Here is an 11,031-nt window from a genome sequence, read left to right as displayed (position 1 = left end):
GGCGGTTGTTTGTCGGGTGCGGTGACAGCCCTACGGACTCCGTCCTACGGTCTGTCCCCTCCCGTGGGTGGGGGGAAGGCGGTCCGGTGGGGGCGGGCCTGATTCGTCGACCGCGCGCGCACGAAGGCTGACGTCCACCCCCACTGTTTTTCCCACCCACCCACGGGAGGGGGCGGGCCGGAGGGGTAGGGGTGTGGGACGTAAAGCGCAGCAGTCCCACACCCCTACCCCTCCGGACCGACACCGGCACCCGAACAGCCCCGCGCAGCGGCACCGCCCGCCGCAGGCGCCACGGCGAACAACCCTCACGGCGGGAAAGCCAAAAACGTGGGAGGCGGGCCAAGCGCAGCGGACCCGTAGACTCGTCTGCCGTGGATACGACGCTCCAAGACCCGCTCGTGGGCCAGCTGCTCGACGGCCGCTACCGCGTCCAGGCACGCATCGCCGCCGGCGGTATGGCCACGGTCTACCGGGCGGTGGACACCCGCCTCGACCGGGTGCTCGCGCTGAAGGTGATGCATCCGAGCCTCGCCGCGGACGGGGGGTTCGTGGACCGCTTCATCCGTGAGGCGAAGTCCGTCGCCCGGCTGTCGCACCCGAACGTGGTGGGCGTCTTCGACCAGGGCACCGACGGTACGTACGTCTATCTGGCCATGGAGTACGTCGCCGGGTGCACCCTGCGCGATGTGCTGCGCGAGCGCGGCGCCCTCCAGCCGCGGGCCGCGCTGGACATCCTGGAGCCGATCCTGGCCGCCCTGGGGGCCGCGCACCGCGCCGGGCTGGTGCACCGCGACATGAAGCCGGAGAACGTCCTGATCGGCGACGACGGCCGGGTCAAGGTCGCCGACTTCGGTCTGGTGCGGGCGGTGGACACCAACACCACCGCCTCGACGGGGTCGCTCCTGGGGACGGTGTCGTATCTGGCGCCCGAGCAGCTGGAGCACGGCACCGCGGACGCCCGGGTCGACGTCTACGCCTGCGGCGTGGTGCTCTACGAGATGCTGACCGGCGGCAAACCGCACACCGGCGGCTCGGTGGCGCAGGTGCTCTACCAGCATCTGCACGAGGACGTGCTGCCGCCGTCCGAGCTGGTTCCCGGGCTCGCGCCGGGGCTGGACGCGCTGGTCGCGCTGGCCACCGCCCGCGATCCGCAGGCGCGCGCGCAGGACGCGGTGGCGCTGCTGTCGCGGGCGCGCGAGACCCGGGCGGGGCTGACCGACGAGCAGCTGGACGTCGTTCCGCCGCAGGCCAAGGAGGTGCCCGAGGGCGGCGCCGGGGCGGGCGACGGCACGGAGCGTACGGACGTGCTGCCGCGGCCCGGTGGTGTGCAGCTGCCGCTGCCGGGGACGGACGAGGCCCGGCTGAACCGCACCAGCCGCCTGGAGGTGCCGCCGGCGGAGCAGACGACCCGGCTGCGGCCGGTGCCGCCGCCGGCGCCCCCGGCCGCGGCGCCTCCAGGCGGGCTGATGCAGCGGCGGCGGCTCGTCACCGTCATCGCGGCCGTGCTGCTGCTCCTCGGTGTCGGCACGGGTGTCTGGTACATCAACGCGGGTCAGTTCACCACCGTCCCCGCGGTGCTGGACATGCCGCAGGACAAGGCCGTCAAGACGCTGCGGGACGCGGGGCTGGGGGTCAAGGTCGTCCGCGGCTTCAGTTCCAACGTGGAGCGCGGCCATGTCATGAGGACGGACCCGGCGAACGGCAAGCAGATCCGCGGCACGGGCACGGTCACGATCACCGTCTCCCGCGGCCCGGAGATCGTCACCATCCCGGACCTGTCGGGGACCCCGGTCGCGGACGCCAAGCGCAAGCTGCGCGACCTCGGTCTGATCCCGAGCACCGTGACCCGTGACTTCAGCGGCGAGGTCGCCAAGGGGTCGGTGATCCGCACGGACCCGGCCGCGGGCACCAAGCGGCGGCCCGACACGGCGGTGGCGCTGACCGTCAGCCGGGGCGCCCGGATCCCTGTGCCCGGTGTGATCGGCAGTGACCGCGCGGAGGCCGAGGCCACGCTGCGCGCGGCGGGCCTGGAGGTGCGCATCGTCGAGGAACCGGTGTTCTCCCCTCAGGACAAGGGGACAGTCGCCCGGCAGACGCCGAGTGCGGGCGACCCGATCGGCACGGGCGAAAGGGTCACCCTCACGCTCTCCAAGGGCCCCGAGATGATCACCGTCCCGGACGTCACCGGCATGAGCGAGGCGGACGCCAAGAAGGAGCTGACCTCACACGGCTTCCGGGTCGAGGTGAAGAAGCCGTTCCTGTTCCCGCAGGACGAGGTCGACACCCAGTCCGTCGAGCCCGGTGAGAAGGCTCCGAAGGGCGGCACGATCACCATCAAGATGAAGGGTGCGCTGTAGCGGCGGGATCCGCGGCCGGGCGGCCTCGGGGCACCTGGCACCCTGGGAGGGTGAGCAGATCCCCCTCCCCCGAGGGCGCCGAGCAGCGCGCCCGTGCCCGTAATCCGGTCGGCGGCCATGTGCCGGTGGCCGGCGGCCTGGCGAAGACCGGCCTTCCGTACGCCCGTGAGATGGGCGACGAGGTCGTGCAGGTCTTCGTGGCCAATCCGCGCGGCTGGGCGACGCTGCCCGGCAGTCCCGAGCAGGACGAGGCGTTCCGCGCGGCCTGCGCGCTGGAGGGGATGCCGGTGTACGTGCATGCGCCGTATCTGATCAACTTCGGCTCGCACACCGAGGCGACGGTCGAGCGGTCCGTGGCGTCGCTGCGCCATTCGCTGCGGCGCGGCCGGGAGATCGGCGCGCTGGGGGTGGTCGTGCACACCGGCTCGGCGACCGGCGGGCGGCCCCGCGAGATGGCGATGGCGCAGGTCAGGGAGCGGATGCGGCCGTTGCTCGACGAGCTGACGCACCCCGACGACCCATGGCTGCTGCTGGAGCCGACGGCCGGGCAGGGCGCCTCGCTGTGCTCCCGGGCCGAGGACCTCGGGCCGTACTTCGACGCGCTGGACCGGCATCCGAAGCTGGGCGTCTGCCTCGACACCTGCCATGCCTTCGCGGCCGGGCACGACATGGCGGCACCGGGCGGGATGAAGGCGCTGCTGGACGAGCTGGTGGAGGTCACCGGCGAGGGCCGGCTGAAGCTGATCCACGCCAACGACTCCAAGGACGTGGCGGGCGCCCACAAGGACCGGCACGAGAACATCGGCGCCGGTCACATCGGCGCGGAGCCGTTCGCGGAGCTGTTCACCCATCCCTCGACCGCCGGTGTGCCGCTGGTCGTGGAGACCCCGGGCGGCAAGGAGGGCCACGCGGCCGATGTGGCCCGCCTCAAGGGGCTGCGGCCGTACTAGGCGGACGCACCAGGAACGTACGAGAGGTGCCGGGGGCGCCGGGCGTCAGAGCTCGGGTCCGTCCCCGGGCTCTTCCTGGTACGAGTAGCGCTGCTCGCGCCACGGGTCGCCCAGGTTGTGGTAGCCGCGCTCCTCCCAGAAGCCGCGGCGGTCGGCCCGCATGTATTCGATGCCGCGGACCCACTTGGGGCCTTTCCAGGCGTAGAGATGCGGCACGATCAGGCGGACCGGGAAACCGTGCTCGGCGGTGAGGAGTTCACCGGAGCGGTGGGTGGCGAAGATGCACTTCTCCGCGGCGAAATCCTCCAGCCGCAGATTCGAGCTGAAGCCGTACTCGGCCCACACCATCACATGGGTGACATCCGGCGCGGGCGGCGCGAGGTCCAGGACGGTCTTCGTGAGCACGCCGCCCCATTCGGCTCCCAGCATGCTGAATTTCGTCACACAGTGCATATCGGCCACGACCGTGGCATAGGGCAGCGCCGTGAATTCCTCGTGCGACCAGCAGTGCTTGGCACCGTCCGCGGTGGCGCCGAAGGCCCGGAACTCCCAGCGTTCGGGGCGGAACTTCGGGACCGGCCCGTAGTGCGTCACCGGCCAGCCCCTCTGCAGCCGCTGCCCGGGAGGCAGCTGAGCATGCTCCTCTTCGCGGCTTTCCGGCTGACCCATGTCCTCCATGTTGTCAGACCGGAAGGGGTGCCGATGACCAGGGAGGGAGGGATTCGGGCAACTCGTACTAAGCGTGAACTTACTGGACGCTCTCTGCGCGCGGTGCGAGGATGCGCGGCACCTGCCCAGTTCCCGCGCGGAAGGAGCCCGCAGCCATGCAGGGCGACCCCGAGGTCATCGAATTCCTCAACGAGCAGCTGACCGCCGAGCTGACCGCGATCAACCAGTACTTCCTGCACGCCAAGATGCAGGAGAACTTCGGCTGGACGAAGCTCGCGAAGTACACCCGCTCCGAGTCCTTCGACGAGATGAAGCACGCGGAGGTGCTGACCGACCGGATTCTGTTCCTCGACGGTCTGCCGAATTACCAGCGGCTGTTCCACGTCCGGGTCGGCCAGTCGGTCACCGAGATGTTCCAGGCCGACCGGCAGATCGAGGTCGAGGCGATCGACCGGCTCAAGCGCGGTATCGAGGTGATGCGCAACAAGGGCGACATCACCTCGGCGAACATCTTCGAGGACATCCTCGCGGACGAGGAGCACCACATCGACTATCTCGACACGCAGCTGGAGCTGGTCGAGAAGCTCGGAGAGGCGCTCTACATCGCCCAGGTGATCGAGCAGCCGAGCTGAGCGGGCGGCGCGACGGCGGGAGCCGGCCGGCCCTGGGGACTACGCGGCCTCCGAGAGCGCCACGGGCACCACTGCGCCCACCCCCGCGCCCCGCTGCGGCCCGGGCGTGCGGTCCTCGGGGGCCAGCGGGTCGGAGGCACCGCTGTCGATGAGCTCCCGGCGCGGGCAGTCGCCCCTGCCGAGCAGGGCCTGGATGCGCCGTACGCAGCTGCCGCAGTCGGTGCCGGCCTTGCAGGCGGAGGCGATCTGGCGGGGCGTGCAGGCACCGGTGTCCGCGTGCTCGCGAACCTGCTGCTCGGTGATCCCGAAGCAGGAGCAGACGTACACGCGGGTTCACCTCCGTAGGACTCTCAGGGGAAGGCTCATCGACCAGATCAGCTGATCTTGAGTGAGGTTACCCTTACCTTACCCGGCCCCCTGAGGCTTCACAACGGCCCCCCGGGCCCGAACAACGCAGTGGGGGGCGGAGCACAGGATCCGCGCCCCACTTCCGTGCATTTCACCGCTTACTGGTCGCGGTACATCTCCGCCACCAGGAACGCCAGGTCCAGCGACTGGCTGCGGTTGAGCCGCGGGTCGCAGGCGGTCTCGTAGCGCTGGTGCAGATCGTCGACGAAGATCTCGTCGCCGCCGCCCACGCACTCGGTGACATCGTCACCGGTCAGCTCGACGTGGATGCCGCCCGGGTGCGTGCCGAGGCTCTTGTGGACCTCGAAGAAGCCCTTGACCTCGTCCAGCACGTCGTCGAAGCGCCGGGTCTTGTGACCGGAGGCCGCCTCGAAGGTGTTGCCGTGCATCGGGTCGCAGATCCAGGCGACCTTCGCGCCGGAGGCGGTGACCTTGTCCACCAGCTCGGGGAGCTTGTCGCGGACCTTGTCCGCGCCCATGCGGGTGATGAAGGTCAGCCGGCCCGGCTCACGCTCGGGGTCGATGCGCTCGATGAGCGTCAGCGCCTCCTGCGGCGTGGTCGTCGGGCCGAGCTTGACGCCGATCGGGTTGCGGATGCGCGAGGCGAACTCGATGTGCGCCCCGTCCAGCTGGCGGGTGCGCTCGCCGATCCAGACCATGTGGCCGGAGACGTCGTAGAGGCTGCCGGTGCGCGAGTCGACGCGGGTCAGCGCCGACTCGTAGTCGAGGACCAGCGCCTCGTGCGAGGAGAAGAACTCCACCGTCTTGAACTCCTCCGGGTCCACCCCGCAGGCGTTCATGAAGTTCAGCGCACGGTCGATCTCGCGGGCCAGCGCCTCGTAGCGCTGCCCGGAGGGCGAGGACTTCACGAAGTCCTGGTTCCAGGCGTGCACCTGGCGCAGGTCGGCGTAGCCGCCGGTGGTGAAGGCCCGGACGAGGTTGAGGGTCGCCGCGGAGGCGTTGTACATCCGCTTCAGCCGCTGCGGGTCCGGGATCCGGGCCGCCTCGGTGAACTCGAAGCCGTTGACGGAGTCGCCGCGGTAGGTCGGCAGCGTCACCCCGTCGCGGGTCTCGGTGGGCTTGGAGCGCGGCTTGCTGTACTGGCCGGCGATCCGGCCGACCTTGACCACCGGGACGGACCCGGCGTAGGTGAGGACGGCGCCCATCTGCAGCAGCGTCTTGAGCTTGTTGCGGATGTGCTCGGCGGATACGGCGTCGAAGGCCTCCGCGCAGTCGCCGCCCTGAAGCAGGAACGCCTCACCACGGGCGACCGCTCCCAGGCGCTCGCGCAGCTGGTCGCACTCGCCCGCGAAGACGAGCGGCGGATAGGACTCAAGCTCCGCGATCACATCGCGCAGAGCCTCTTGGTCCGGCCAGTCAGGCTGCTGCGCCGCGGGCAGGTCTCGCCAGGTGTTGCCACCGGCGTGGGTTTCAGCGTTCACGGTCACATGCCCCACATTACGGGGTCCCGGAGAGCTGTCCGTCCGCCATCCGGACTTTGAGACGCACCGCACTCGGACGGTCCGGTAGGGTGCCCCCCGTGTACACGCGACCGTTCATGAACCAGGACTGGTGGTGGACCGCTCCTACGGCGGCCCACTGATTCGCGCGCACATCCCAGACTTCGCGAAGGCCGCCCGAGGGCGGCCTTCGGCGTTTCCGGCGGCTGTTCCCTCTTCCGGCTCTCCCCGGCCCTTTCCGGAAGGAACCCGCCATGCACCGCGAGCCCCACCCCGCCCGCACCGACGCCGCAGCGCTCGTCCGGCGGCTGCTGGACCCCGCCTGCCCGCCGTTCGCCCTGCTGCGCCGCCGGTCGCCCGGCCGGGAGGCGGCGGACCGCATCGAGGTGCTGATCGGCGAGGTGACCGAGGTCGCCCGACTGGCCGACATCCCACTGGCTGAGACGGCGTCCCGGGAACCGGTCATCGACGCGCTGGCGCTGATCCCGTTCCGGCAGATCCGCGAGCGCGGCTTCCGGGCCCACGACGACGGCACCCCGCTGGCGGTGCTGCGCCCCCGGGAGAGCCATGAGCTGCCCCTGGAGGAGGTGCTGGCGGCGCTCCCGGCGCACGACGTACGGGTGACGGACGGGGCGTTCGACGTGGCCGACGACGCCTACGCCGAGATCGTCGAGCGGGTGGTGCGGGACGAGATCGGCACCGGCGAGGGAGCGAACTTCGTCATCCGCCGGACCTTCGAGGGCTCGATCGCGGACTTCTCGGCCGCCGACGCGCTGGCGCTGTTCCGGCGGCTGCTGGCCGGCGAGCGCGGCGCGTACTGGACCTATGTCGTGCACCGCCCCGGGGTGCGCACCCTGGTCGGCGCCAGCCCCGAGGTGCATGTGCGGATGAGCGGGGGCACGGTCGTGATGAACCCGATCAGCGGCACCTACCGCTACCCCGCCGGCGGCCCCACCCCCGAGAGCCTGCTGGCGTTCCTCGGCGACCGCAAGGAGGTCGAGGAGCTGTCGATGGTGGTGGACGAGGAGCTGAAGATGATGTGCACCGTCGGCGACCGGGGCGGGGTGGTGATCGGACCCCGCCTCAAGGAGATGGCCCACCTGGCGCACACCGAGTACGAGCTGCGCGGCCGCTCCACCCTCGATGTGCGCGAGGTGCTCAAGGAGACGATGTTCGCGGCGACGGTCACCGGGTCGCCGGTGCAGAACGCCTGCCGGGTCATCGAGCGGCACGAACCGGTGGGACCGGACGGGCGCGGCCGCGGCTACTACGCGGGCGCGCTGGCGCTGCTGGGCCGGGACGCCGGGGGCGCGCAGACCCTGGACTCGCCGATCCTGATCCGTACCGCGGACATCGCCGCCGACGGTCGGCTGCGGGTGCCGGTCGGCGCCACACTGGTGCGCGCCTCCGACCCGTACAGCGAGGTCGCCGAGACCCACGCCAAGGCGGCGGGCGTGCTCACCGCGCTGGGGGTCCGCGCGGCACCGGCCGGCCCGGCCGCCGGTGGCCCGGCACCGCGGCTGGCCGACGATCCGCGGGTGCGGGCCGCGCTGGACGCCCGCCGCGCCGACCTCGCCCCCTTCTGGCTGCGGATGCAGACCACCGCGCCGACCGCCGAGCTGAGCGGGCACGCCCTGGTCGTCGACGCCGAGGACACCTTCACCGCGATGCTCGCGCATCTGCTGCGCACCTCGGGGCTGACCGTGACGGTGCGCCGCTTCGACGAGCCGGGGCTGCGCGCGGCCGCCCTCGCGCACCGGGGCCCGATCGTGCTGGGCCCGGGCCCGGGCGACCCTGGCGACGCCACCGACCCCAAGATGCGCTTCCTGCGGTCGCTGACCGCCGAGCTGGTCGCCGGCCACCGGCAGGGGCTGCTGGGCGTCTGCCTGGGGCATGAACTGCTCGCCGCGGAGCTGGGTTTGGAGATCGTCCGCAAGGAGGTGCCCTACCAGGGCGCACAGGAGCGGATCGACTTCTTCGGGCGCCAGGAGACGGTCGGCTTCTACAACACCTTCACGGCCCGCTGCGACGACCGCACGGAGGACGAACTGGCCATGCACCGCGTCGAGTTGAGCCGGGACGCCAAGACCGGCGAGGTGCATGCGCTGCGCGGGCCGGGCTTCGCGGGGGTGCAGTTCCACCCCGAGTCGGTGCTGACGCTGGACGGCGCCGCGGTCACCGCGCAGCTGCTGGCAGCTGTCCTCGTGTGACCAGCATGTTCTCGTTGGTGCGGCCGGTCAGGTAGTCCTCGACGTTGGCCACGGTGGCCTCGATGATCTGACCGACCGCCTCCTCGGTGAAGTACGCCTGGTGCGCGGTGACCAGGACGTTCCCGAAGGTCATCAGGCGGGCGAGGGTGTCGTCGTCGATGACGTCCAGGGACTTGTCGAAGGAGAAGAGCCCGGCCTCCTCCTCGTAGACGTCCAGGCCGACGCCGGTGAGCCGGCCGGTCTTGAGCGTGTCGACGAGGGCTGCGGTGTCGACGAGCCCGCCGCGGCTGGAGTTGATCAGGATCGCGTCGTCCTTCATCGCGGCCAGCGCGGCGGCGTCGACGAAGTGCCGGGTGGCCGGCACCAGCGGGAGGTGCAGCGTGATCAGATCGGCCTCGGCGAACAGCCGCTCCGGTGCGACGTACTTCATGCCCAGCCCGACGCAGCGCGGATTCTCGGCGATGTCCCAGCCCAGCAGGTTCATCCCGAAGCCGTGGGCGATCCGGGTGAACGCCTCGCCGATCCTGCCGGTGCCGAGCACGCCCGCGGTGCGGCCGCGCAGATCGCGGCCCATCAGGCCGTCCAGCCGGAAGTCGAAGTTGCGGGTGCGGTGGCCGGCCCGGATCAGCCGCCGGTTGACGGCCAGCGCGAGGGCCCAGGCGAATTCCGCGACCGAGTACGGCGAGTACGCGGCGACCCGGCCGACGCTCATCCCGAGGTCGGCCGCGGCCTCCAGGTCGATGTTGTTGAAGCCCGTGGAGCGCTGGGCGATCATCTTCGTCCCGCCGGCCGCGAGGGTCTGCAGGACGTCGGCGCTCAGATCGGCGTCGACGTGGGTGCTGACGATCTCGTAGCCGTGCGCGATGGGGGCGGTGTCGCGGTTGAGGAAGACGTCCAGGCTGCGGATCTGGTGGTGGCCGGCGAAGGCCCGCTCCAGGAACGGACGCTCATCCGCCTGCACGCCGAAGGCGACGATCTCCACGAGCTCTCCCGGTTCTCCCGCCGGTCTTGTGCCACCGCCGGTGAGCGGCCCGGCCGGGGAGCGAGGGCCGCACAGCGATGCATATGCCGCGTAAGCGAATATACGGCTCCTCGCCCGGCGGTGCCCCCGGAGAGCGGACGGGGGCACCGCCAGGCGGCGGACCGGGACGGCCGGGACCGGCCGGGGTCGGCCGGCCTCAGCCGAAGAACACGCCCACCTCGGCATAGAGCGCCGGATCGACCGTCTTGAGCTTCGCGGTCGCCTCCGCGATCGGCACCCGGACGATGTCCGTGCCGCGCAGCGCGACCATCTTCCCGAAGTCGCCGTCGCGCACCGCGTCGATGGCGTGCAGCCCGAAGCGGGTGGCCAGCCAGCGGTCGAAGGCGCTGGGGGTGCCGCCGCGCTGGGTGTGGCCGAGCACCGTCGTACGGGCCTCCTTGCCCGTACGCGCCTCGATCTCCTTGGCCAGCCACTCCCCCACGCCCGACAGCCGGACATGCCCGAAGGAGTCGGTGGAGTCGTCCTTGAGCACCATCTGGCCGTCCTTGGGCATGGCGCCCTCGGCGACCACCACGATCGGGGCGTAGCGCACCTTGAAACGGGACTCGATCCACCGGCAGACCTGCTCGATGTCGAAGCGCTGCTCGGGGATGAGGATGACGTTCGCCCCGCCGGCCAGGCCGGAGTGCAGCGCGATCCAGCCGGCGTGCCGGCCCATCACCTCGACGACCAGGACGCGCATATGGGATTCGGCGGTGGTGTGCAACCGGTCGATGGCCTCGGTGGCGACGCCGACGGCGGTGTCGAAGCCGAAGGTGTAGTCCGTCGCCGACAGGTCGTTGTCGATGGTCTTGGGGACGCCGACGCAGGGGATGGCGTGTTCGTCGGAGAGCCGCGCCGCGACGCCGAGGGTGTCCTCGCCGCCGATCGCGATCAGCGCCTCGATCTCCTGCTTGGCGAGGTTGTCCTTGATCCGGCGGACGCCCTCGTCCTGCTTGAAGGGGTTGGTCCGCGAGGAGCCGAGGATCGTGCCTCCCCGGGGCAGAATGCCGCGTACCGCCGGGATGTCCAGCGTCAGCGTGTCCCCTTCGAGCGGCCCGCGCCAGCCGTCCCGGAAGCCGACGAAGTCATATCCGTACTCCTGGGTGCCCTTGCGGACGATGCCCCTGATCACCGCGTTCAGACCCGGGCAGTCGCCGCCACCGGTCAGTACTCCGACCCGCATCGCTGCCATCACCTTCATCCCGTTTCAGTGGCCGCGCACGGCCATGGCCGATCCGACGCCGGTCACGCTAATGGTGATCTGGGTCACTTCGGGATGGGACAAACGGTGATTCCGGTGATTTATTGGGGAGTTGACACG

At 71.1% G+C, this 11,031-nt stretch carries 9 protein-coding genes; 4 read left to right on the top strand and 5 right to left on the bottom strand.

Going from position 1 to position 11,031, the window contains the following annotated elements:
• Positions 1-371 precede the first annotated feature (371 nt).
• Positions 372-2,357, top strand: coding sequence for a Stk1 family PASTA domain-containing Ser/Thr kinase (gene pknB, locus ACZ4NB_RS37155; RefSeq protein ID WP_467667462.1), 1,986 nt, complete (start codon positions 372-374; stop codon positions 2,355-2,357).
• A gap of 50 nt (positions 2,358-2,407) precedes the next feature.
• Positions 2,408-3,307, top strand: a complete 900-nt coding sequence (locus tag ACZ4NB_RS37150) for a deoxyribonuclease IV (RefSeq protein WP_467667461.1) — start codon at positions 2,408-2,410, stop codon at positions 3,305-3,307.
• 45 nt (positions 3,308-3,352) lie between these two features.
• Here ACZ4NB_RS37150 and ACZ4NB_RS37145 read toward each other — a convergent pair whose 3' ends face one another.
• A complete protein-coding gene (locus ACZ4NB_RS37145; protein WP_384440754.1) occupies positions 3,353-3,976 on the bottom strand; it encodes a sulfite oxidase-like oxidoreductase in 624 nt (207 codons plus the stop codon).
• Positions 3,977-4,131: 155 nt separating this feature from the next.
• On the opposite strand from ACZ4NB_RS37145, the gene bfr reads away from it, so the two are divergent.
• The gene (bfr, locus tag ACZ4NB_RS37140; protein ID WP_467667460.1) at positions 4,132-4,608 is read left to right on the top strand and encodes a bacterioferritin; all 477 of its coding nucleotides are present in this window, start codon (positions 4,132-4,134) and stop codon (positions 4,606-4,608) included.
• Between the two features lie 39 nt (positions 4,609-4,647).
• Here bfr and ACZ4NB_RS37135 read toward each other — a convergent pair whose 3' ends face one another.
• Both ACZ4NB_RS37135 and ACZ4NB_RS37130 read right to left on the bottom strand, forming a co-directional pair.
• A complete protein-coding gene (locus ACZ4NB_RS37135) occupies positions 4,648-4,935 on the bottom strand; it encodes a (2Fe-2S)-binding protein (RefSeq protein ID WP_393494250.1) in 288 nt (95 codons plus the stop codon).
• Between the two features lie 179 nt (positions 4,936-5,114).
• A complete protein-coding gene (locus tag ACZ4NB_RS37130) occupies positions 5,115-6,458 on the bottom strand; it encodes a class II 3-deoxy-7-phosphoheptulonate synthase (protein ID WP_467667465.1) in 1,344 nt (447 codons plus the stop codon).
• A 272-nt stretch (positions 6,459-6,730) separates the two neighbouring features.
• Between ACZ4NB_RS37130 and ACZ4NB_RS37125 the strand changes: the two genes are divergently transcribed.
• On the top strand, positions 6,731-8,686 hold the full coding sequence (locus ACZ4NB_RS37125) for an anthranilate synthase family protein (protein ID WP_467667459.1): 1,956 nt from the start codon (positions 6,731-6,733) through the stop codon (positions 8,684-8,686).
• On the opposite strand, the gene ACZ4NB_RS37120 is transcribed toward ACZ4NB_RS37125, so the two are convergent.
• Both ACZ4NB_RS37120 and ACZ4NB_RS37115 read right to left on the bottom strand, forming a co-directional pair.
• Entirely contained in the window at positions 8,652-9,668 is a 1,017-nt protein-coding gene (locus ACZ4NB_RS37120) for a 2-hydroxyacid dehydrogenase (RefSeq protein ID WP_467667458.1), read from the bottom strand. The genes ACZ4NB_RS37125 and ACZ4NB_RS37120 overlap by 35 nt on opposite strands.
• A 196-nt stretch (positions 9,669-9,864) precedes the next feature.
• Entirely contained in the window at positions 9,865-10,893 is a 1,029-nt protein-coding gene (locus tag ACZ4NB_RS37115) for a 6-phosphofructokinase (protein WP_467667457.1), read from the bottom strand.
• Positions 10,894-11,031: the final 138 nt, after the last annotated feature.

The sequence above is a fragment of the Streptomyces sp. NPDC026575 genome (assembly GCF_055567415.1).
This window is presented reverse-complemented; position numbering and strand designations above follow the sequence as displayed.